The sequence below is a fragment of the Ruegeria sp. G2 genome (assembly GCF_056533505.1).
In genome coordinates this window covers 1-24158 of the sequence record NZ_JBQFON010000003.1, presented here as the reverse complement: position 1 = coordinate 24158, position 24158 = coordinate 1, and the positions used below count along the sequence as shown (strand labels likewise).

The 24158-nt window shown below is 56.3% G+C and carries 15 protein-coding genes and 2 tRNA genes; 4 read left to right on the top strand and 13 right to left on the bottom strand.

Going from position 1 to position 24158, the window contains the following annotated elements:
• Window positions 1-47 precede the first annotated feature (47 nt).
• A complete protein-coding gene (locus tag ACR0DU_RS07185; protein ID WP_480873313.1) occupies window positions 48-3353 on the bottom strand; it encodes an adenylate/guanylate cyclase domain-containing protein in 3306 nt (1101 codons plus the stop codon).
• A gap of 227 nt (window positions 3354-3580) precedes the next feature.
• Window positions 3581-3656: transfer RNA gene (locus tag ACR0DU_RS07180), tRNA-Trp, on the bottom strand.
• A 132-nt stretch (window positions 3657-3788) separates the two neighbouring features.
• On the opposite strand from ACR0DU_RS07180, the gene ACR0DU_RS07175 reads away from it, so the two are divergent.
• Together ACR0DU_RS07175 and ACR0DU_RS07170 are read left to right on the top strand one after the other, a co-directional pair.
• Window positions 3789-4493 carry a lysophospholipid acyltransferase family protein gene (locus ACR0DU_RS07175; protein WP_319546499.1) on the top strand — a complete coding sequence of 235 codons (705 nt, stop codon included), beginning with the start codon at window positions 3789-3791 and terminating at the stop codon, window positions 4491-4493.
• A 643-nt stretch (window positions 4494-5136) separates the two neighbouring features.
• Window positions 5137-5478 carry a RidA family protein gene (locus ACR0DU_RS07170; RefSeq protein WP_260024731.1) on the top strand — a complete coding sequence of 114 codons (342 nt, stop codon included), beginning with the start codon at window positions 5137-5139 and terminating at the stop codon, window positions 5476-5478.
• Window positions 5479-5627: 149 nt separating this feature from the next.
• Here ACR0DU_RS07170 and ACR0DU_RS07165 read toward each other — a convergent pair whose 3' ends face one another.
• Genes ACR0DU_RS07165 through rpsL form a run of 5 tightly spaced genes read right to left on the bottom strand, consistent with a single transcriptional unit; the run spans window position 5628 to window position 10786 of the window.
• Window positions 5628-6548, bottom strand: a complete 921-nt coding sequence (locus ACR0DU_RS07165; RefSeq protein ID WP_480873310.1) for a hypothetical protein — start codon at window positions 6546-6548, stop codon at window positions 5628-5630.
• 8 nt (window positions 6549-6556) lie between these two features.
• Window positions 6557-7732 (bottom strand): elongation factor Tu, encoded by a 1176-nt coding sequence (gene tuf / locus ACR0DU_RS07160; protein ID WP_010441214.1) that lies wholly within the window; start codon window positions 7730-7732, stop codon window positions 6557-6559.
• Window positions 7733-7792: 60 nt separating this feature from the next.
• Entirely contained in the window at window positions 7793-9910 is a 2118-nt protein-coding gene (gene fusA, locus ACR0DU_RS07155; RefSeq protein ID WP_170782203.1) for an elongation factor G, read from the bottom strand.
• 18 nt (window positions 9911-9928) lie between these two features.
• Window positions 9929-10399 (bottom strand): 30S ribosomal protein S7, encoded by a 471-nt coding sequence (gene rpsG, locus ACR0DU_RS07150; protein WP_010441203.1) that lies wholly within the window; start codon window positions 10397-10399, stop codon window positions 9929-9931.
• Between the two features lie 15 nt (window positions 10400-10414).
• A complete protein-coding gene (gene rpsL, locus ACR0DU_RS07145) occupies window positions 10415-10786 on the bottom strand; it encodes a 30S ribosomal protein S12 (protein WP_005621086.1) in 372 nt (123 codons plus the stop codon).
• A 397-nt stretch (window positions 10787-11183) separates the two neighbouring features.
• Between rpsL and ACR0DU_RS07140 the strand changes: the two genes are divergently transcribed.
• The gene (locus ACR0DU_RS07140; RefSeq protein WP_480873308.1) at window positions 11184-11999 is read left to right on the top strand and encodes a putative rhamnosyl transferase; all 816 of its coding nucleotides are present in this window, start codon (window positions 11184-11186) and stop codon (window positions 11997-11999) included.
• Here ACR0DU_RS07140 and ACR0DU_RS07135 read toward each other — a convergent pair.
• Window positions 11984-12853 (bottom strand): DMT family transporter, encoded by an 870-nt coding sequence (locus ACR0DU_RS07135; protein WP_480873306.1) that lies wholly within the window; start codon window positions 12851-12853, stop codon window positions 11984-11986. The genes ACR0DU_RS07140 and ACR0DU_RS07135 overlap by 16 nt on opposite strands.
• Before the next feature lie 170 nt (window positions 12854-13023).
• Between ACR0DU_RS07135 and fosX the strand changes: the two genes are divergently transcribed.
• Window positions 13024-13428 (top strand): FosX/FosE/FosI family fosfomycin resistance hydrolase, encoded by a 405-nt coding sequence (fosX, locus tag ACR0DU_RS07130; protein ID WP_480873304.1) that lies wholly within the window; start codon window positions 13024-13026, stop codon window positions 13426-13428.
• Window positions 13429-13481: 53 nt separating this feature from the next.
• Here the strand turns inward: fosX and rpoC are convergent, their stop codons facing one another.
• From rpoC to ACR0DU_RS07105, 5 genes are all read right to left on the bottom strand, one after another.
• Window positions 13482-17723 carry a DNA-directed RNA polymerase subunit beta' gene (rpoC, locus tag ACR0DU_RS07125; RefSeq protein ID WP_480873302.1) on the bottom strand — a complete coding sequence of 1414 codons (4242 nt, stop codon included), beginning with the start codon at window positions 17721-17723 and terminating at the stop codon, window positions 13482-13484.
• A 50-nt stretch (window positions 17724-17773) separates the two neighbouring features.
• Window positions 17774-21910 carry a DNA-directed RNA polymerase subunit beta gene (gene rpoB / locus ACR0DU_RS07120; RefSeq protein ID WP_260024248.1) on the bottom strand — a complete coding sequence of 1379 codons (4137 nt, stop codon included), beginning with the start codon at window positions 21908-21910 and terminating at the stop codon, window positions 17774-17776.
• A 250-nt stretch (window positions 21911-22160) separates the two neighbouring features.
• Complete coding sequence (gene rplL / locus ACR0DU_RS07115) at window positions 22161-22535, bottom strand: 50S ribosomal protein L7/L12 (protein WP_010441182.1); 375 nt, start codon at window positions 22533-22535, stop codon at window positions 22161-22163.
• Between the two features lie 80 nt (window positions 22536-22615).
• The gene (gene rplJ / locus ACR0DU_RS07110; protein ID WP_010441181.1) at window positions 22616-23134 is read right to left on the bottom strand and encodes a 50S ribosomal protein L10; all 519 of its coding nucleotides are present in this window, start codon (window positions 23132-23134) and stop codon (window positions 22616-22618) included.
• Between the two features lie 939 nt (window positions 23135-24073).
• A tRNA-Met gene (locus tag ACR0DU_RS07105) sits at window positions 24074-24150 on the bottom strand.
• Window positions 24151-24158: the final 8 nt, after the last annotated feature.

Here is a 24158-nt window from a genome sequence, read left to right as displayed (position 1 = left end):
ATCCCATATCTGCCGCTGTCCAAGCTGGCAGCAATGGCCCCTGTCGGTCAAGTGGTCGTTTCCAATAACCCTCGTGCCTCTTCCAGATCCGCCAGATATGCGTTCGATTCGAAATGAGACAAAGCGGTGTTAAGTGCATCGCCCGCAGGCTTTCCATGGTCCAGCCGCCAACGTGTCAGCGCAACCGCTGCACGCAGTTCGTACAAGTGTGCCCCTTGCCGTCGCGCCGTTTCGATCGACCGTAACAGCAAAGGCTCTGGGTCGCCCCCGGTGCCGGCAACAAAACTGGCTTCGATTCGCAGCTGTTCAGCTTCGGCCCATTTCTCTTCGGTTTCAGCCAGCATTTGGGCCGCGTGCGACAATGTCTGCTTAGCCGCTTTATGATCACCCGCGTTTATAAGAAGCTCGGCAATCAGAGAGGGGAAGAAACATTTGTAGTTCCCCGCCCCGACTGCCCACCAGTCCTCTGATGCTTGGCGCAGATCATCGATATGCGCAATATCCGAGGATTCGGTCGCGTTGGCCCAGCTTTCCCACAATCGCGCGATGGTGGCCATGAATGGCAGCGAATGCTCTTCAGCAACTTTGGACAACGCTTCGACATCCTGCTGCAACGCGGGTATGTCGCGTGCCAGCAGATGAACCTTACACATATAGACCAATATCTGCGCTACACTGTGGGCGTGCTTTAATTCTTTCGCCCAGCCCAAAGCCGTGCGTTGAATCTGCAAGGCTTCTTGGTGCCGCCCCATGAGGCAATAACACGTCCCCAGGAAGGCCGAAGTAATGGCGGCATGATCAGTCCCATAAACATAGGCCAACTGACTGTGTTGATCAAAATCATATAGCGACCAGGCCTGTTCCAGATGGGTTTTTGCCTTAGGCAGATTACCCAAATGCAACTGCACAGCACCCATCGCGCGATGGCCCACCATTCGGTGTTCAGTCCTGCCGCTTTCCGCCGCCAGATCAAGAATTTGCGACGATACATCTTGCGCCAACCGATATTCAGCCCGCACCAGATGGAAGGCATACAGCCCGTTAAGAACCGGAAACAGCCTGTCGGTCTCATCCGCTCGATGGCAGAGGTCTCGCAACCGGCCATACGCTTCGCCTGTGGCATCCCCTGAGATACCGCTGGTTGACCGCAGCACTCCGGCGCGCAGGATTTGAATATCAATCTCTTGCAGATCTCGATCTTTGCTTTTGGGAAGATCTGCCAGTTGATCCAGAGCTTTTGACAGATGCGTCAATGCCTCGGTTTGGGCCGAACGTTCAATCGCCCGCCGCCCGGCGCTTTGCCAATGCATCACCGCCTCATCCGCACGGTGCGCTAACGTGTAGTGCTGCGCCAGTAGCTCGGGTTGAGTCTGGGCAAGCTGCGGCTGGTTTTCAAGCAGCGCACCTGCCGCCCGGTCGTGCAGCACCTGCCGTTCCGTGCGCAGCAAGCTGTCATAAGCCATGTCGCGTATTAATGCGTGGCGGAAGATGAACTCATCTTCTGCCTCATCCGGAGCCTGCAAAATGATACCGGCAGAGGAAAGCTGTTCCAGCCCAGCCTCCAAGACCGTTGGTGACAAAATTGAGACCGAGGCCAGCAACGCGATTGAAAACTGTCGACCAAAGACAGCACCAGTTTGTGCAACCTCTTTGGCGGTTCCCAGCCGGTCCAAACGCTCCATCAGAGAATCCTTGAGCGTATTCGGCACAGAAAGCGCTGGCAGTGGACCGCGCAAGGCATAACCCTGGTCGGTCAGTCTTAGTTGTCCGGATTCCAGCAGGCCGCGCGTTACTTCCTGAACGAAAAGCGGAATGCCATCGGTTTTGGCCGCAATCAGATCGCAGACTTCGGCTGGAATAGAATTCCCTCCTGCCACTTCCGCCACGATCTCCGCAATGTCCCGGTTTTCCAAACGCTTCAGCGGCAAGTGCAACGTATTGTTATGGTGCCCCCAGCCTGGATCAAATCCGGGGCGAGCGGTAATAACAATCAAAACCGGCAAATCCCGAATGCGCTCGATCACTCGGTCGGTCAGCGACAATGTGGTCGGATCGACCCAATGGGCATCCTCAAACAACAGTAAGACAGGTTTCTCACAGGCCAACGCTGCTAGTTGCTCGGTCACTGCGTCGAGCGTCTGTTCAAGTTTCGCCTGTGGCGGCAGATCAAGCGGACCTAATGAAGCGTCCGCTTCGACACTCAACAAATCGGCGATCAGGCGCATATGCGCGCGCGGATGATGTCGCAGGAGGTACGAGAGTTTCCCGAGCTTCTCGTCGTCGCTGTCGGTTGGCGTGAACCCCGCTGCGCGCTCCAAATGCTGAATGATCGGATAAAGCGCCGAGTTGGCGTGAAATGGTGAGCACTGAAAGTTGAGCCGAAGTGCGCCCTGATCCTCCAGCTCTTGGCTTAACCCCTCGATCAAACGTGATTTGCCAATTCCGGCCTCACCAGAAACCAACACAGACTGACCGGCACCCTGACAGGCCTCTCGCCACTTTTCGATCAGTTTGCGAAACTCGACCTGTCGCCCGACAAGCCTCCCAGCCCCGGCATCCGGCATAATGTCAAATCTACGCTCGATCCGAGCCTGTCCTGTAACTGTCCAGGCCTGGACCTGCTCCGAAAATCCTTTCAGTGCGAATGAGCCCCGATCCTCTAACTCAAATGCATTGCCAATCAATCGCCGGGTCGAAGGGCTGATGATCAGGGTATTTGGCTCGGCCAACGCCTGTAATCGAGCGGCTAGATTGGGCGTGCGCCCCATAACCACGTCATGTTCTTTCAGCCCTTCGCCGTGTATCTCGCCCACAACGACAAGACCCGTCGACACCCCGATCCGTGCGCTCAGTTTTTCCTGACCTTCGATGCGGGCCAGCCCGCCCAGAATATCCAGTCCGGCATGAACTGCCCGTGACGCTGCATCTTCAAGCGCGTGAGGGTAGCCGAAATAGATCATCGCCCCATCGCCCATGAAGCTTGCAACATGGCCACCAAACCGAGCTACTGAGGTTGAGCAGATTTCTTTGAACCGTCGCAGCAGCTCACCCAGATCTTCCGGGTCCAGACGTTCTGACAGGGCAGTCGATCCAACGAGGTCAACAAACATGACAGTCAGTTGCCGTCGCTCAGCCACAATTTTCCCGTGGCCATGAATAGGTGCCGGATTCGCCTCGCGCGCCTGACCCAAAGCTGCCGTCAATCGGCGCCTCGGACCCAACGGTAGCCCCATATCTATCAGGTCGTGTTCAGAGAGATGTACAAGATCAGCCAGAGAGACCTCGTTGGCAGCAAACACAGGGGCGTATTTGGTCAGCCCGAGCCCTTCAAGAAATACGTCGATCTCTGCCATTATCCCCATTTGCCCCAGATTGGCTCCGGGCTCCCCTACCCGGTCAGGCTTATTGCCAGCAGCACAAAAGTCGAGCGACCTTAGCACGTTAGGCGGACAACCCTGATGGCCTCTCCGCAAGCCTAGTTCAAGCATTTTCTTTCTTGCCCTAAACGTCAAGAGAATTGAGTCTGACGTGCGCGCCAAATACACGTGTCTGTCGCAGCGACATCATCGATTTGAGAGAGTGGCAGGGGCAGCAGGGTTCGAACCCGCGACCTACGGTTTTGGAGACCGTCGCTCTACCAACTGAGCTATACCCCTAGGCTGGGCCATCAGATATGCCAGAGGCGCAGCGGACTCAAGAGGCTTTTTAAGTTTTTACCGCCGACAAAAAAGTTGCACCCCGCGCGCAGTTCTTTAAGACAAGGTTCGGCCAGTAAAAGGAGCGCTGCCTTGAGCATCCGCAAGAAAATCGCCGACAGCGAAGCCGTTCTGAACTGGGTCGCGCGGCGAATTGCCAGCTATATCAGGATGGTCAATCGCAACACAAACTGGCGGCGCATAGGATACGAAGAACTAGATCAACTGGCCGAACAGGGCGAACCCGTCATCGTGGTTCTCTGGCACCAGCGTCTGGCTCAGTCGCCTTACTTCTTTCCCTTGGACAAGGGCCGCATCTGCTCGATCACCTCTGCTGCCCGCGCAGGCAGTATGGTGGGCCGTGTGCAGAAATTGTTTGGTATGGACACGATTGCGATGTCCAGCCGCAAACGCCACGTCGCCTTGTCCCGCGAGGTGCTCGGGAAAATGAAACAGGGCATCTCAATCGGAATCGCCGCCGATGGTCCCCGAGGTCCTGAACGGGTGTCTTCAACTGTACCGCTGGTGTGGGCGCGGACGTCGGGCAAACGTGTCTTTGGGATCACCTATTCCGCCAGGCACGGGCGCGAAGCAGGAACCTGGGATCGTCTGCTGATGCCCCGCCCCTGGCGCAACGAAGGCGTGTTCCTGTGCCGTGAGTGGACCGACCCAGTTCCGCGAAAGGCAACCGAAGAACAAATAGAAACGCTGCGGTTAAGTCTCGAGCAGCATATGAACGACATCACTGCCGAAGCCGACCGCATGATGGGGCGGGAGCCTTGGTCCAAAGGCACTTGATAACTCTCCAACGCAAAAATGCCCAAACGGATCAGCCCGCACCCGACTATTCCCAGTACATGCGAATCATGATTTGTATCTGGCACTGACCCGTTGTGCGCTTTCTGATACGTCAGCAAGCTTGATGTCGAACCGTTTTCGCTCACGGCAAAAATCGCTGACATTGCAATCAACTTCGTGGTCATTTCCGCCTAGAACTGCGTCTCGCATATCTTCCAAATCCTTGCTGTGAAGGAATTGAGTTCCATAGTTGATGCATTCAAAACTAAACATGATTTCCCCCTGATCTCAGCGGTTCGCCGCTTCCGCGTTCCACGTCACTCGCTGCATTTCACAGGTGGGTTTTTAGTCTTTGATTGGGGTGAACGTCTGATTAAGAAAAGCCCTATTCGTGTTTCTTTTCACCTCTGCATTGTGGGCCCAAGATTATTCGATGAAGAATCTTCGCATCATCCCCGATGTATTCGAGAAGTTTGGTGTGTCTTCAATGATCCAGAGTCCTTCTTCAGAACATATGTTCACGCCAAACTCGATCACCTCTAATTCAATTTCGCTGAAGCCCACTCAATAGAATTCTGTTTGCCAAGCAAGGCATCTTGTGACCAAGAACAACCATACCAAATCTAAGACAACGAGAATGCCCATGATTGAACGCATTGATACCGGCGAACGGTCCTCGAAAATCGTGAAGCACAACGGCGTGGCCTATCTGACTGGACAAGTTGCCGAGGGTGAGACGATTCAGGAGCAGGTTCAGATTTGCCTCAACAAAATAGATGCCCTACTCGTACAGGCGGGATCGTCACGCGAAAAAATGCTGCGCGTCACGATATGGCTGGCTGATATGAAGGATTTCGCTGGTTTGAACGAGGTTTGGAACGCTTGGGTTCCAACAGGCCACGCCCCTGCACGCGCTTGTGGTGAAGCCAAACTGGCACGCCCAGAACTGAAGGTAGAATTCATAGTGGACGCTGCCTGCGACTAAGTTCGCTGCAATCAAAAGGGGCCGCCCTTGTTCTTGGGTGGCCTTCTAAGTTTCGACGATGTGCCGGACTTGAGCCCGACCTACACCCTTGACCCGATGATTTCCAAAACAGCGTCGATGCCGAGAATGCGGTCACCTTTTTTCTTTAGTCAGGAATTTGGTCGCGGCTTTGGAATTGGTGTGGAGAGATTTACATGCGAGAGAGCTTTCGCATCAGAGACAACGCCTTTGGCCGAATAATACCGAATGAGATCGCCGTAGCTTTCGAATTCTGAACCGCTGGATTGAAAGACGAGATCCGCCAGATGCATCCTCCCCCGCACACGCAAGCGTCTGGGACGATGGTAGTGCAGCAGCCGAGTTCCCTCATCAGGTAGATCCGGGGTGTCGTTCCAGATACGACCAACTGAATTCAACGCGTCCTGACCATAACGGGCAATTGCTACTGGCAATGAAATCTGATCGAGCCAGGGTCTGCGTCCCCTCAATCCTGTCATCTTATCAATCTGTTGTGCAGTATCCAACCACAAGTCACCGAATGAACCAGTTGGAAAGAGTACCATCCCGGCATTGAAGAATGGATGTGAAAACTGTCCTAGTAGCAACTGAACCTTTGCTTCAGGTTTGGGCAGTCCAAATAACGCATAGACCTGACGCCAAACACGCGGGCGGTTTGTCCAGGCATTTCGCGTTTCCGGGCAGACCGATACTTTCTGCGGATAGGCTATCTCGGCAAACGATGTATTTTGCGTCAGAAACGTGTCGGTATCGAGAAACAGAGAGAAGTCAGCGTCTCTTTCCAGGGCAGCCCCTGCTATCTTGTTTCCCGCAGGATAGCCATCGCTAAACGGATTTTCGAGCACTCTGAGTTCAACATCTCTTGACGCCAACATTGTTCTCGTTTCCGGCTGCAACTCATCAATTCGATCAGACCGGCAATGTGCGTGCAGCGAATGATAGTCTTCGCAGAAAAGCTTGAGGGAATTGACTAATAAATGAGCCTGGACCTCAAGAGGTCCAGGCTCGACATTAAAGAAAACCGCAATTTTTTTTGTGGTTTTCTCAGGCATTAACAGCCTTACTCGATGATTTTCGACACGACGCCGGCGCCGACGGTGCGGCCGCCTTCACGGATGGCGAAACGCAGGCCGTCTTCCATCGCGATCGGGGCGATCAGCTCGACGGTGAAACCGACGTTGTCGCCAGGCATAACCATCTCGGTGCCAGCCGCCAGGGTCACGGTGCCGGTCACGTCAGTGGTCCGGAAGTAGAACTGCGGGCGGTAGTTCGCGAAGAACGGAGTGTGACGGCCGCCTTCTTCCTTGGTCAGGATATAGGCTTCGGCTTCGAACTTGGTGTGCGGTGTAACCGAACCCGGCTTACACAGAACCTGGCCACGCTCAACGCCGTCACGGTCGATACCGCGCAGTAGAGCGCCAATGTTGTCGCCCGCTTCACCGCGGTCCAGCAGCTTGCGGAACATTTCAACACCGGTACAGGTGGTTTTCTGAGTGTCACGGATGCCAACGATTTCGATCTCGTCGCCAACGTTGATCACGCCACGCTCAACACGACCGGTCACAACAGTACCACGACCCGAGATCGAGAACACGTCTTCGACCGGCATCAGGAACGGCTTGTCAACTTCACGCTCAGGGGTGTCGATGTAGTCATCAACAGCCGCCATCAGTTCTTTGATCTTCTCTTCGCCGATTTCCGGGTTGTTGCCTTCCATTGCGGCCAGAGCCGAACCTGCGATGATCGGAATATCGTCGCCGGGGTATTCGTAGCTGGACAGCAGTTCGCGAACTTCCATCTCAACCAGTTCCAGCAGCTCTTCGTCGTCGACCTGGTCAACTTTGTTCATGAACACGACCATCTTCGGGATGCCAACCTGGCGGCCCAGCAGGATGTGCTCGCGGGTCTGCGGCATCGGGCCGTCAGCTGCGTTCACAACCAGGATCGCGCCGTCCATCTGAGCGGCACCGGTGATCATGTTCTTGACGTAGTCGGCGTGGCCGGGGCAGTCGACATGCGCGTAGTGGCGGTTGTCGGTCTCGTACTCCACGTGGGCGGTCGAGATGGTGATGCCACGTGCTTTTTCTTCCGGCGCGCCGTCAATCTGGTCATACGCTTTGAAGTCACCAAAATACTTGGTGATTGCTGCGGTCAGCGTGGTCTTGCCGTGGTCAACGTGGCCAATCGTACCGATGTTGACGTGCGGCTTATTACGCTCAAACTTTTCCTTTGCCATGATGGCCTCCTTTTTCGGTAATGAAGGGAGCCCGTGATCCGGACTCCCTCAAATCTTCGCTTATGCGTATTTCGCCTGGATCTCGTCCGAGATGTTCTGCGGAACCGGATCGTAATGGTCGAACTGCATGGTGAACTGGGCACGGCCCGACGACATCGAACGCAGTGTGTTGATGTAGCCGAACATGTTGGCCAGCGGAACGAACGCATCGATCGCGATTGCGTTGCCGCGTGGCTCCTGACCAGAAACCTGGCCACGACGCGAGGTCAGGTCGCCGATGATACCGCCGGTATATTCTTCCGGGGTGATCACTTCGACCTTCATGATCGGTTCCAGCAGTTTCGCGCCAGCTTTGCGCATGCCTTCACGCATACACATACGGGCCGCGATTTCGAACGCCAGAACGCTCGAGTCAACATCGTGGAACTTACCGTCGATTAGGGCAACCTTGAAGTCGATCACGGGGAAGCCAGCCAGCGGGCCGCTGTCCATGACCGAGTTGATGCCTTTTTCAACACCGGGGATGTATTCCTTCGGAACTGCACCACCAACGATGCGGCTTTCGAACGAGTAACCTTCGGCAGGCTCGGTCGGCGAGATGATCATCTTTACTTCGGCGAACTGACCCGAACCACCCGACTGTTTCTTGTGGGTGTAGGTATGCTCGACCTCGTGACCGATGGTCTCACGATAAGCCACCTGAGGCGCACCGATGTTGGCCTCAACCTTGAACTCACGCTTCAGGCGGTCAACCAGGATGTCCAGGTGAAGTTCGCCCATGCCCTTCATGATGGTCTGACCGGATTCCAGGTCGGTTTCCACACGGAAGGACGGGTCTTCGGCAGCCAGACGCGCCAAACCCTGGGACATCTTCTCTTGGTCGCCCTTGGTTTTGGGCTCAACCGCGATCTCGATCACCGGATCGGGGAAGGTCATGGTTTCCAGAACCACCGGATCCTTCGCGTCACACAGGGTGTCACCGGTGGTGGTGTCTTTCAGACCCGCCAGCGCGATGATGTCGCCTGCAAACGCTTCTTCGATCTCTTCCCGGTTGTTCGAGTGCATCATCATCATACGACCGATGCGCTCTTTCTTACCTTTGGTCGAGTTAAGGATCGAGTCACCCTTATTCATGGTGCCCGAGTAGATCCGGGTGAAGGTCAGCGAGCCAACAAAGGGGTCGTTCATGATTTTGAACGCTAGGCCCGAGAAGGCCATGTCGTCATCGGCACGACGGGCGATGTCACGAACTTCTTCTTCGTCGCCGGGTTTGAAGCCCATGTAATCGACAACGTCCAGCGGGCTGGGCAGATAGTCGATCACAGCGTTGAGCAGCGGCTGAACGCCTTTGTTCTTGAACGCCGAACCGCCCAGAACCGGCACAAACGCGATGTCCAGGGTGCCTTTGCGCAGCAGGGCGCGTAGTGTCGGAACGTCGGGCTCATTGCCTTCCAGGTATTCCATCATCGCGTCGTCGTCCATTTCGACGGCCGCTTCGATCATCTTGCCGCGCCATTCGTCAGCCATGTCTTTTAGGCTGTCGCGGATCGGAGCTTTGATCCAGCTTGCGCCCAGATCTTCGCCCTGCCACAGCCACTCTTCCATGGTGACCAGGTCGATCAGACCTTCCAGCTCAGACTCGGCACCGATCGGGATACCAACCGGAACAGCGCGTGCGCCGGTACGGTCTTCAATCATGCGAACGCAGTTGAAGAAGTCTGCGCCGATCTTGTCCATCTTGTTGACGAAAACCATACGCGGAACCTTGTAGCGGTCAGCCTGACGCCACACGGTTTCGGTCTGGGGCTCAACACCGGCGTTTGCGTCCAGAACGCAGACGGCACCGTCGAGAACCGCCAGCGAACGTTCGACTTCGATGGTGAAGTCAACGTGGCCGGGGGTGTCGATGATGTTCAGGCGGTGCTTGGGGGTATCGGCGGTCTGACCGTCCTCGGTGCGCTCCCAGAAAGTGGTGGTCGCAGCCGAAGTGATGGTGATGCCGCGTTCCTGCTCCTGCTCCATCCAGTCCATGGTGGCTGCACCATCGTGCACCTCACCGATGTTGTGGGATTTGCCAGTGTAATACAGGATACGCTCCGAGCAGGTGGTCTTACCTGCGTCGATGTGCGCCATGATACCGAAGTTACGGTACAGTTCGAGAGGATATTCGCGTGACATTTGTCTAAGCCTCTGGGATTACCAACGGTAATGGCTAAAGGCTTTGTTCGCCTCGGCCATCTTGTGGGTGTCTTCGCGTTTCTTGACGGCAGTACCGCGGGACTGAACAGCGTCCAACAGCTCGCCTGCAAGGCGCTCTTCCATGGTGTTTTCGTTGCGGCCACGGGCAGCGGTGATCAGCCAGCGGATGGCCAGTGCTTCGCGGCGCTCGGGGCGGACTTCGACCGGAACCTGATAGGTTGCACCACCAACCCGGCGCGAGCGAACCTCGACCGATGGTTTGATGTTGTCGAGCGCTTCGTGGAACACTTCGACAGGAGCGCGCTTTACCTTGTTCTCAACGCGGTCAAACGCGTTGTAAACGATGCGCTCTGCGACCGACTTCTTGCCGTCGATCATCAGGTTGTTCATGAATTTGGTCAGAACCTTGTCGCCAAATTTGGCGTCAGGCAGGACTTCGCGTTTTTCGGCGGCGTGACGACGTGACATATCAGCCTCTCCTTCTTACTTGGGACGCTTCGCGCCGTATTTCGAACGGCGTTGCTTACGGTCTTTGACGCCCTGAGTATCCAGAACACCGCGCAGGATGTGGTAACGCACACCTGGAAGGTCTTTCACACGGCCGCCACGGATCAGAACAACCGAGTGTTCCTGCAGGTTGTGGCTTTCACCGGGGATGTACGAGATGACCTCAAACCCGTTGGTCAGGCGCACCTTGGCAACCTTACGCATAGCCGAGTTCGGCTTTTTCGGTGTGGTGGTGTAAACACGTGTGCAGACGCCGCGTTTCTGCGGGCACTGCTCCAGGTGCATGGACTTCGAGCGTTTTACTTTGGGCTGCCGCGGCTTGCGGATCAGCTGTTGAATAGTTGGCATTCCGGTTTCTTCCCCGTTTTGCAACACACATGACATGCACGCGGCTGCGTGCGGTTAAATTCGCTGCACTTATGCGTCCACAAGCGCAAAACCCGCGAGCGTTCCCATTCCGAGGTGAACGTCGCGGTTTGTTATCAGAGGGCGCGAACGATAAAAGAGTCCGGGCCTTGACCAGTTCATTACTGAAATCGGTTACGGGGCGGCCCCCGGTACCGAGATGTCGCGCGTAATAGGGGGAGTCGGCCCGAGTGTCAACAGCCATGCAACAAAGGCGTGTGGCACATCAAGATATCAGCCATTTATCAGGATTGGGCTGGGAATTCCACTGTTCGCCTGCATTGCGGCTTATACCTACCGCGTGCATAGTGGGCGCGCCCCGCTATCCATTGGATGATCCATGCAAGTCGTTGGCCTGTGCCGATTTTCATTCCCTGCCCTCGGCGATTTCCAAATCGAACACGACACGGTTGAAGAGCGGCGCCGCCATTTATACCACCCTACCCGTCTGGAAGAGCGGTTTCGCCTGTTTGAATCCCTAACCCTGCCCAGCTTTCGCGCACAGACCGATGAGGATTTCCAGCTTCTGATCGCCGTCGGAGACTGTCTACCTAAAACGGCGCTCGACCGCCTCAAAGATCTAACCACTGACATCAAGCAGGTTCAGATCATCCAAAGAGCAGTCGATCCGGATCAGAAACACCGGCAGGTCATGAAACAAATCCTTCAAAACGCGCGCTCGCATCCAGACCGGCCTTGTCTTCAGTTCCGTCATGACGACGACGACAGCGTCTCCATAGATTTCGTGGAAAAACTCCGAGAAGCAGCAGATGACGGCGCAGGTTTGATCAAGAAAAATCAAGCGATCGGAATAGATTTCAATAACGGGTATCAGGCCAGTTTTAAACCCGCAGGCACACAGGCAGCGCAGGTCTACAAGTCTTTGCTCGGGGTTGGACTGGGCATGCTGGTCTCGGGCGGATGCACCCATACAATCATGAGCTTCACCCACAACCGGATCGGGCGCTTCATGCCGGTGATCAGCTATCCTGATCAACCGATGTGGATCAGGTCGCTGAACAATTCCAACGACTCGCCGCGCGCAGGGAAACAGAAGGCGCAACTTGCTCCGATAACACCGGAGATCGAATCCGAATTTGCCACACGTTTCGCGATAAATCCGCGGTTCGTGCGGTTACATCAGTCCTCCGCCTGACGCGATCGTTCGCGAAACAGTGTGAACATCCCTGCCCCGACGACCAATGCCGCACCCAAAAGGGTAATCGAGTCGGGCCAGTCGCCAAAAACCGCCCATCCAAGCCCGAGTGCCCAAAGCAGACTGGAATAGCGGAATGGCGCAATAAAACCGACCTCACCCACACGCATCACCATGACGCTGAAAAGGTACCCCATCAAAACAAAGACTGCAGCACTGGCCACCATCGCACCTGATGCAGTCGAAACCGGTACCCACCCCTCGAAAATTGACACGATTGCAGCGACAGTGGTGATAGAAAGCGATGTTGCCAACGTCACAACCATGGATGGCACTTCTGCGGACATGCGTCGCGTGATCAGATCACGGGCCGTAACCGATGCAACCGCGATCAGTGCATAAATGGCGTAAATGCTGAAGCCATCGGGGCCGGGCCGAACGATCAACAACATGCCAACAAATCCCATTGCAATCGCGACAATCCTCCGCCACCCGATTTTTTCCTGAAAAAACAACGCAGCCCCCAGGGTCACGGTCAAGGGTAACGCTTGCAACACCGCCGTTACATTGGCCAACGGCATGTGCATTAACGCAGTCAGGAAGAAGAATGTCGCCGACAATTCGGCAAGGCATCGAAACACTACCAACCACTTATCGTGGCGGGAAAAATCCAAATGAAGCGCCCCAAGATGGCGTGCAAGAAAGAACACGAGAATCGTTGCCAACGCCCCTCGTGTGGCGACCAACTGGAACAGCGGCATATCCTGCCCCACCACCTTCACGAGCGTATCGTTGACAGTAAAGGCAGCCATGCTGCCCATCATCAGCAAGGCGCCCCTTAGATTTGGTGTCATTCTGGTTTCGCCCGATCCCACTACAATGTGCCCATTGGCCAATCAGGCAAACCCAATGTCAACTCTGCAATGGATAATCAGCCATCGCAGGTGAGTCAGGAGGGACCTAGAGGCTGACTTTGACCGGTACATTGTTATTTTGAAGTCCGGTCAAACTGAAGAGGTGCACTGTGATTGAGGGCCTGAGCCATATTACCTTCATCACCCGAAATCTGGACAAGATGGAAGAGGTACTGACAACAATTCTGAATGCCAAAAAAATCTACGATAGCGGCGATCGGACTTTCTCGCTTTCAAAAGAGCGGTTTTTCGATATCGGGGGTGTTTGGGTCGCGATTATGGAGGGCGATCCGCTGTCCGAAAAAACCTACAATCACGTCGCGTTCAAGATGAGCGTAGATGAATATGACGACAGGTTGCAACGCATCCGGTCGCTGGGCCTTGAAATCCGGGAGGGTCGATCCCGCGTACCCGGGGAAGGGCAATCAATCTATTTTTATGACTACGACAACCATATGTTTGAACTGCACAGCGGTACGCTGGAGGAACGATTAAAACGGTACGCCGCGGGCTAAATTAAAAAGGCCCCGCAATTTTGCAGGGCCTCATTTGTTTTATGCTGCGGTGCTTATTCGCGGCTTTCCGGTGTTTCCACCAGAACGTCCAGCTCATCACCGACCATGTCGTCGTCGAATGTCGGAGCGGCCAAAGCAGCGGCCGCTTCGGCCTCTTCCCGGCGGGCTTCGATGACCACATTGTCACGCGACTGCGCGATGTGGCGGACGGCCTGAGTGGCCCCACCGGTACCGGCAGGGATCAGGCGACCAACGATGACGTTCTCTTTCAGGCCAACCAGCTTGTCTTTCTTGCCCTGAACCGAAGCTTCGGTCAGCACGCGAGTGGTTTCCTGGAACGACGCCGCCGAGATGAACGAACGCGTCTGCAGCGAGGCTTTGGTGATCCCCAAGAGGATCGGTTCACCCTGAGCCGGACGGCCACCACGCGAGAGTGTTTTCTCGTTGGCTGCGTCAAACTCCTGCTTGTCGACATGTTCGCCTTTCAGCAGGGTGGTGTCGCCTGAATCCAGGATCTCCCACTTCTGCAGCATCTGGCGCACGATGACTTCGATGTGCTTGTCGTTGATCTTCACGCCCTGCAGACGATAAACATCCTGCACCTCGTCTATCATGTAATCCGCCAGCGCTTCGACACCCATGATGGACAGGATGTCATGCGGAGCCGGGTTACCGTCCATCAGGTATTCACCCTTCTGGATGAAGTCCCCTTCGGCGACCGGGATGTGCTTGCCCTTGGGTACCATGTACTCGATGGTCTCCATGGACTCGTCCGCCGGTTCGATGCTGATGCGGCGCTTGTTCTTGTAGTCGCGGCCAAAGCGCACGTAACCATCGGCTTCTGCGATGATCGCGTGATCTTTCGGACGACGGGCTTCGAACAGTTCGGCCACACGCGGCAGACCACCGGTGATGTCCTTGGTCTTGGCACCTTCACGCGGGATACGCGCGACAACGTCACCGGCTTCGATCTGCTGACCATCTTCGACCGACAGGATCGCATCCACCGACATCGGATAGTGAACCGGGTTGCCCGCGTCGTTGCGGACCGGCTCGCCATCTTCGCCGACCAGAATGATCTCGGGCTTGAGGTCGCTACCTTTGGGGGCAGCGCGCCAATCGATCACAATCTTCTGGGTCATACCAGTTGCATCGTCGGTCTCATCGCGGACAGCGATGCCCGAAACAAGGTCGACATATTTCGCCGTACCAGCTTTCTCAGCGATGATTGGCAGGGTGTACGGATCCCATTCGAACAGCTTATCGCCACGCGCAACCTTAGTGCCGTCCTTGACGAACAGCTTAGAGCCGTAGCCCAGCTTGTGGCTGGCACGCTCTTCGCCGTGTTCATCGCTGATCACCAGCTTCATGTTCCGGCCCATAACGAGGCTTTCGCCTGCGGCATTGACCAGAATCTGCGGGTTCTCGAAGGAAACGACACCTTCCTGGCTGGCTTCCTGGAACGACTGCTGACCACCTTGCGCAACACCACCGATGTGGAAGGTCCGCATGGTAAGCTGTGTACCGGGTTCACCGATGGACTGCGCGGCGATGATGCCGACAGCCTCACCTGTGTTCACCATGGTACCGCGTGCAAGGTCACGACCGTAGCAGGTGGCGCAGACGCCTTCCTCGGACTCACAGGTCAGAGGCGAGCGGATACGCATCGAAGCAACACCGGCTTCGTCAATGGTGTCCGCCATGCGTTCGTCGATCAACTGACCTGCAGCGACCAGAACCTCGTCCGTACCCGGACGCAGAACGTCATCGGCAGAGACACGGCCCAGCACACGTTCGGCCAGCGAGGCGACAACCTCACCATCGTTCACGGCTGCTTCGGCAGTGATCGCACGCTCGGTGCCACAATCGATCTCACGAACGATACAGTCTTGTGCCACGTCTACCAGACGACGGGTCAGGTAACCCGAGTTCGCCGTCTTCAGAGCGGTATCCGACAGACCCTTACGGGCACCGTGGGTCGAGTTGAAGTACTCGAGAACGGTCAGACCTTCCTTAAAGTTCGAGATGATCGGCGTCTCGATGATGTCACCGTTCGGCTTGGCCATCAGGCCGCGCATACCGCCCAGCTGTTTCATCTGAGTAACCGAGCCACGCGCACCGGAGTGGGCCATCATGTAGACCGAGTTCGGTTCCTGATCCGACCCGTCTTCGGCCTTGGCGACGTCCGAGATGGTGCTCATCATCGCCTCGGTGACGCGGTCGTTACACTTCGACCAGGCATCGACAACCTTGTTGTACTTTTCGCCCTGAGTGATCAGGCCGTCCATGTACTGCTGTTCAAAGTCCTTCACCTGACCGCGAGTGTCATCAACGATGCCCCACTTGTCATCGGGGATGACCATGTCGTCCTTGCCGAACGAGATGCCCGCTTTGAACGCTTCTTTGAAGCCCATCGACATGATCTGGTCACAGAAGATGACCGACTCTTTCTGACCGCAGTAACGGTATACGGTGTCGATCACCTGCTGCACTTCTTTCTTCCGCAGCAGGCGGTTGACCAGCTCGAACGGCGCTTTGTTGTTCATCGGCAGCAACGCACCCAGACGTAGACGGCCCGGAGTGGTTTCATAGCGCTTTTGAACTTCGTTGCCTTCGTCGTCGATCTGCGTGATCCGCGCGGTGATTTTCGAGTGCAGATGCACCTCACCCGCGTCCAGCGCGTGCTGAACTTCTTCGATCGAGCCAAAGACCTTGCCTTCGCCCGGCATGCCTTCGCGTTCCAGGGTCACGTAATACAGACCCAGGATCATATCCTGCGACGGAACGATGATCGGCGCACCGTTTGCAGGCGACAGAACGTTGTTCGTCGACATCATCAGAACACGGGCTTCCAGCTGGGCCTCAAGGCTCAGCGGCACGTGAACGGCCATCTGGTCACCGTCGAAGTCGGCGTTAAAGGCCGAGCAGACCAGCGGGTGCAGCTGGATGGCTTTACCTTCGATCAGAACCGGCTCGAACGCCTGAATGCCAAGACGGTGCAGCGTCGGCGCGCGGTTCAGCATGACAGGGTGTTCGCGGATCACCTCGTCGAGGATATCCCACACCTCGGGACGCTCTTTCTCGACCAGTTTCTTCGCCTGTTTAACAGTCGAAGACAGACCCTTGGCTTCAAGGCGCGAATAGATGAACGGCTTGAACAGTTCCAGCGCCATCTTCTTGGGCAGACCACACTGATGCAGCTTGAGTTCCGGACCGGTCACAATGACCGAACGGCCCGAGAAGTCGACGCGCTTACCCAGAAGGTTCTGACGGAAGCGACCCTGCTTACCTTTCAGCATGTCCGACAGCGATTTCAGCGGACGCTTGTTGGCGCCGGTGATCACGCGGCCACGACGGCCGTTGTCGAACAAAGCGTCAACGGATTCCTGCAGCATCCGCTTTTCGTTGCGGACGATGATGTCAGGCGCGCGCAGCTCAATCAGACGCTTCAGACGGTTGTTCCGGTTGATGACGCGGCGATACAGATCGTTCAGATCCGAGGTCGCGAAACGACCACCATCCAGCGGAACCAGCGGACGCAGTTCCGGCGGAATGACCGGGATCACGGTCATCACCATCCACTCAGGCCGGTTGCCCGACTCGAGGAAGGATTCAACAACCTTCAGACGCTTGATGATCTTCTTGGGCTTCAGTTCGCCGGTTGCTTCGGCCAGATCAGCGCGCAGCTGCTCGGCTTCGGCTTCCAGATCGATCTGGGCCAGCATCTCACGGATGGCTTCGGCACCGATATTCGCGGTGAACGCGTCCATGCCATAGGCATCCTGCGCATCCATGTACTCTTCTTCGGTCAGCATCTGGCCGTAGGTCAGGTCGGTCAGACCGGGCTCGATGACGACGTAGTTTTCAAAGTACAGAACGCGTTCCAGATCGCGCAGCGTCATGTCCAGCATCAGACCGATGCGGGACGGCAGCGATTTCAGGAACCAGATATGTGCAACGGGTGCGGCCAGTTCGATGTGGCCCATACGCTCGCGGCGGACTTTCTGCAGGGTGACTTCCACGCCACACTTTTCGCAGACAACGCCGCGATACTTCATCCGCTTATATTTGCCGCACAGACATTCGTAGTCTTTGATCGGGCCAAAGATACGCGCGCAGAACAGACCGTCACGCTCGGGTTTGAACGTCCGGTAGTTGATGGTTTCGGGTTTCTTGATCTCGCCATAGGACCAAGACAGGATCCGCTCGGGCGACGCCAACGAGACCTTGATCTCGTCGAATACTTTCGGGGGCGTCAGCGGGTTGAACGGGTTGTTGGTGATTTCCTGGTTCATTTGTTACCTCAAATCTTGCGGAAGGGGGGACGGGAGAAAGGGCAAGGCCCTTACTCCTCAACCTCCGCATCCAGGAGTTCCATATTCAGGCCGAGGCCACGGACTTCTTTCACCAGAACGTTGAACGATTCCGGTACGCCCGCTTCAAAGTTATCCTCGCCCTTGACGATCGACTCATAGACCTTGGTCCGGCCGGCGACGTCATCCGATTTCACGGTGAGCATTTCCTGCAGGGTGTAGGCGGCGCCGTAAGCTTCAAGAGCCCAGACCTCCATCTCACCAAAGCGCTGACCACCGAACTGCGCCTTACCACCCAGCGGCTGCTGGGTCACCAGGCTGTACGGCCCGGTCGAACGCGCGTGGATCTTGTCGTCCACCAGGTGGTGCAGTTTCAGCAGGTACTTGATGCCCACGGTTACCGGACGCGCGAATTGCTCACCGGTACGACCGTCAAACAGAACCGACTGACCGCTTTCCGAGAAGCCCGCACGCACCAGCGCGTCGTTGACATCCGCCTCTTTGGCACCGTCAAAGACCGGGGTTGCGATCGGAACACCACGGGTCACGTTGCCCGCAGCCTCGATCAGGCCATCCTCGTCCAGACCGGTGATGCCTTCTTCGTAGACATTTTCGCCATAGGCCAGCTTCATCGCTTCGCGAACCGGGGTCAGATCGCCGGAACGGCGGTATTCACCCAGAGCGTCATCGATGTTCAGACCCAGACCGCGTGCGGCCCAACCCATGTGGGTTTCAAGGATCTGACCAACGTTCATACGCGAAGGCACGCCCAGCGGGTTCAGACAGAAGTCTACCGGAGTACCATCGGCCAGGAACGGCATGTCTTCCATCGGAACAACCTTGGAGATCACACCCTTGTTCCCGTGACGACCGGCCATCTTGTCACCCGGCTGCAGCTTGCGCTTCACGGCGATGAAGACTTTGACCATCTTCATCACACCCGGCGGCAGGTCGTCGCCACGGCGGACCTTCTCGACTTTGTCTTCGAAACGGGCGTCCAGAGCACGCTTTTGCACTTCGTACTGCTCGTTCAGAGCTTCGACGATCTGTGCGTCCTGCTCACCTTCCAGTGCCAGCTGCCACCACTGACCACGGGTCAGGGTTTCCAGCAGCTCCTCGGTGATAACCGAGCCGGGCTTGACGCCTTTCGGGCCTTTGACAGCGGTCTTACCCAGGATCAGGCCCTGCAGACGCGCATAGATGTTGCGGTCAAGGATCGCCAGCTCGTCGTCCCGGTCACGGGCCAAACGTTCGACTTCCTCACGCTCGATCTGCAGCGCACGCTCGTCTTTCTCGACGCCGTGACGGTTGAAGACCCGGACCTCAACGACCGTACCGTAATCGCCCGGCTTCACGCGCAGCGAGGTGTCGCGCACGTCAGATGCCTTCTCACCAAAGATGGCGCGCAGCAGCTTTTCTTCCGGGGTCATCGGGCTTTCGCCCTTCGGAGTGATCTTGCCGACCAGAATATCGCCCGGCTCAACATCCGCGCCGATGTAAACGATGCCCGCCTCGTCGAGGTTGCGCAGCGCTTCTTCACCGACGTTCGGGATGTCGCGAGTGATCTCTTCCGGGCCCAGCTTGGTGTCACGGGCGGCGACTTCGAATTCCTCGATATGAACCGAGGTAAAGACGTCATCGCGCGCGATACGTTCCGAGATCAGGATCGAGTCTTCGTAGTTGTAACCGTTCCACGGCATGAACGCGACGACCACGTTCTTACCTAGGGCCAGTTCACCCATATCGGTCGACGGACCATCGGCAATGACTTCACCCTTCTGGACGGTGTCACCCACCTTGATCAGCGGACGCTGGTTGATGCAGGTGTTCTGGTTCGAACGCTGGAACTTGCGCAGACGATAGATGTCAACGCCAGCGTCGCCCAGTTCCAGATCCTCAGTCGCGCGGATAACGATACGCTGGGCATCGACTTGGTCGATGATACCGGCGCGTTTCGCCTGAATCGCAGCGCCTGAGTCGATCGCAACCTTTTCCTCGATCCCGGTACCGACCAGCGGTGCCTCGGCCCGCAGCAGCGGAACCGCCTGACGTTGCATGTTCGAGCCCATCAGAGCGCGGTTGGCGTCGTCATTTTCAAGGAACGGGATCAGCGATGCAGCGACCGAGACCAACTGTTTCGGCGACACGTCGATCAGGTCCACATTCTCGCGCGGGGCAAGCGTGTAGTCACCGGCCTGACGGGTCGACACCAGATCGTTGATAAACTTGCCATCGGCATCCAGCGTCGCGTTCGCCTGCGCCACGGTGTGACGCATTTCCTCGGTGGCGGACATGTAATGAACCTCATCGGTCACCTCGGCGTCTTTGACGACGCGGTACGGTGTTTCGATGAAGCCATACTTGTTCACGCGGGCAAAAGTGGCGAGGCTGTTGATCAGACCAATGTTCGGACCTTCAGGCGTTTCAATCGGGCACATCCGGCCATAGTGGGTCGGGTGTACGTCGCGCACCTCAAAGCCCGCACGCTCACGCGTCAGACCACCGGGGCCAAGCGCCGAGAGACGGCGTTTGTGGGTGACTTCCGACAGCGGGTTGGTCTGGTCCATGAACTGCGACAGCTGCGACGAGCCAAAGAATTCGCGAACAGCGGCGGCGGCCGGCTTCGCGTTGATCAGATCCTGAGGCATGACGGTGTCGATCTCGACAGACGACATACGCTCTTTGATCGCGCGCTCCATGCGTAGCAGACCGACGCGGTACTGGTTTTCCATCAGTTCACCGACCGAACGCACACGACGGTTGCCGAGGTGGTCGATATCGTCCACGTCGCCTTTGCCATCGCGCAGCTCAACCAGCGCCTTAATGCAAGCCACGATGTCTTCGCGGCGCAGGGTGCGCAGGGTGTCAGGCGCGTCCAGTGCCAGACGCATGTTCATCTTCACGCGACCAACGGCGGACAGGTCATAACGCTCGCTGTCGAAGAACAGGGTGTCGAACAGGGCCGAGGCCGCTTCGACGGTGGGCGGCTCGCCCGGGCGCATGACGCGGTAGATGTCCATCAGCGCGCTTTCACGGTTCAGGTTCTTGTCCTGAGCCATGGTGTTGCGCATGTAGGGGCCTACGTTGACGTTGTCGATGTCCAGAACCGGGATGTCGGTGATACCCGCATCCATCAGGTCCTTGACGGTGCCGCCGATCAGGTCACCGTCCTTGTCGTACTCCAGCGTCAGCTCATCACCGGCTTCGACATAGATCGCGCCGTTTTCTTCGTTGATGATGTCCTTGGCGACGTACTTTCCGACGATGTTATCGAAGGGAACCAACAGGTCGGTGACGCTACCTTCGTCGATTAGTTTCTTGACCGCGCGCGGAGTGACTTTTTTGCCCGCTTCGGCAATCACTTCACCGGATTTGGCGTCAACCAGATCGTAAGTCGGACGGGTACCGCGCACACGTTCAGGGAAGAACGGTGTGACCCAACCCTTCTTCTTATCCAGTTTGTAGGACACGGTGTTGTAATAAGCGTCCATAATCGCTTCCTGATCCAAACCCAGCGCATAGAGCAGGGTTGTCACAGGCAGCTTACGGCGGCGGTCGATACGGGCGAACACGATGTCCTTGGCGTCGAACTCAAAGTCCAGCCAGCTGCCGCGATACGGGATGATGCGGCAGGCAAACAGCAGCTTGCCCGAGGAATGGGTTTTGCCCTTGTCGTGGTCAAAGAACACACCAGGGGAGCGGTGCATCTGGGACACGATCACACGCTCGGTGCCGTTCACAATGAACGTCCCGTTCGGTGTCATCAGGGGCATATCGCCCATGAATACGTCCTGTTCTTTGATGTCTTTGACCGATTTGGCGCCGGTGTCCTCATCGACATCAAAAACGATCAGACGCAGAGTGACCTTCAGCGGAGCGCTGTAGGTCATATCGCGCTGCATGCACTCTTCGACGTCGTATTTGGGTTTTTCCAGATCGTATTTCACGAACTCCAGAACGGAGGTTTCGTTGAAATCCTTGATCGGGAAAACCGACTGGAACACACCTTTGATGCCTTCGCCGTCTGTGGGCTGTTCTGCATCGCCGGAGCGCAGGAAAAGATCATAAGAAGATTTCTGGACCTCAATGAGGTTCGGCATCTCCAGCACTTCGCGGATTTTGCCGTAATATTTACGAAGACGTTTCTGGCCAAGGAACGTTTGAGCCATGTCAGATGTCACCTTTCGATGTTCTCAGCGGGCAAAGACACCGTCGGGCCCCGGCATCTTGCACATTCGAGACGACACGTCCGGATCAATTCGTGGCCACCGTCCCGAAGGTGGCCTCCCGATCCGAAAACCGTGTCTTAGAAAACGCCCCAGATAATGAGGCCCTTTCCAAGACAGGTTCGGCTGGACCCGGATTTCTCCGGGCCCAGCCAAAATTTGCGGCGCATCAGCGATGCACCTGTCGGTTGGCTTAGGCCAGCTCGACTTCGGCGCCAGCTGCTTCCAGCTTGCCTTTGACTTCTTCGGCTTCGTCTTTCGACACGCCTTCTTTGATCTTGCCGCCAGCTTCGACCAGTTCTTTGGCTTCTTTCAGGCCCAGACCGGTGATGCCGCGAACTTCTTTGATCACGTTGATTTTCGAAGCGCCGGCGTTCTTCAGAACGACGTCGAATTCGGTTTTTTCTTCCTCAGCTGCGCCACCGGCGTCGCCACCAGCTGCGACCATTACGGCGCCACCAGCTGCGGGCTCGATGCCGTATTCGTCTTTGAGGATGGTTTTCAGTTCTTGTGCTTCCAGCAGGGTCAGACCCACGATGCTTTCTGCGAGTGCTTTCAGATCAGCCATTGTATTAGCTCTTTCCGTTTTACAGTGTGTGTTCCAACGTCAGGGGTATTCCCCTACGCAGATCATTCAGTGCCAACCGCTTACGCAGCTTCCGCCTTCTCTTCGATGGTGGAAAGGATGCTTGCGATGTTGCTTGCAGGTGCGCCAATCGCGCCGGCGATGTTCGAAGCAGGTGCGCCAATGCAGCCAACGATCGAAGCAATAAGCTCTTCACGAGACGGCATTTTCGAAACTGTTTCGACGCCTTTGCGGTCCAGAGCGTTCTCGCCCATAGCACCGCCGAGGATCTCAAAATTCTTGTTATCCTTGGCGAAGTCCTCGGCCACCTTGGCTGCTGCCACAGGGTCCTCGGAATAGGTCAGAACGGTCATCCCTGTCAGCAGGTCGGCCATGCTTTCACACGGCTTACCCTCAAGGGCGATTTTGGCGAGCCTGTTCTTGGCAACACGCACGGCACCACCCGCGTCACGAGCACGTGCGCGAAGGTCCTGCATCTCGGCAACTGTCAGACCGGCGTAGTGCGAAACCACTACGACGCCAGAGCTTTCGAAGATTTGGCCGAGTTCCTCGACCACTTTCTCTTTCTGGGCTCTATCCACAGTTCTCTCCAAGTTAGGGGCGATATCTCACCCCGGCTCATATTTGCCGCAGCTTACGCTCCGGCGTTCAGGTCCGTTGTTACGGGATGGGCCAAAACTCGCCCGAGGATCGTGACCCTCAGAATTCTTTGGTCTTACCCGTCTCAGGCAGGGAATTAAGGGGCCGCATGGCACCACCCACCGTCTTGGACGAAACAAAATAAAGCGCACGACGAATCGCACGCTTTATTCCGCAGGTCTACTTAGGACAGATAGGCCGGGTTTCCAAGAGGTAATTTGCACCTATGAGTGCGTTTCGAACGTTCAGAAATAAGCATACTTTCGGTGCAACTCTCATACACGTTAGATAACGAGGACAGCCAAAGCGACTACGAGAGAAAGACCTTTGAACCTTTGTGGTAACGGGTTGCTATGCTCCACCTTTTTTCTGCCCACCAAACACAAGCTCAAAGCGATTGCGACGTTTGTAGCGCCTATTATCACTTCGAATTGGTGTATTGCACGCTTTCCAGTGCTGAATGCAGCCGAGATTCCTTTTGTCTTTTTGGTCTCCACCAAATCTGTTCGTAACTGCTGGACAAGTGAACGTTATCATTGACGCCTGTGCACTGATCAGAAATCTGCCGATACCAAACTACTACTTTGAAACTTTGGCTAGATAGCCTCTGACGAAAACTTGTAACACGGGGTCCGGTCTGGGTGTGTTGGAGGCGGCGTAGTTGTCAGATCGAACTGCCAGGAGGCAGCACATACACAAAGCTGCGCGCAGCTTGTCATTGTCGGGAACGCACTCCAATTCAGTCCGCACCATAGGGGCAGATGCAACGCTTACATTTGCCCCACTGAGCATCTGGTTATGGTGCCGAGGTGAAGACGTTAAGCAATTGATCCAGTGGATCAATTGTAGTCTGAACGGGCTGTTTTGGGGTTTTCTGACGCTGGTTGCGGGAGCAGGATTTGAACCTGCGACCTTCAGGTTATGAGCCTGACGAGCTACCGGGCTGCTCCATCCCGCGACACTTAG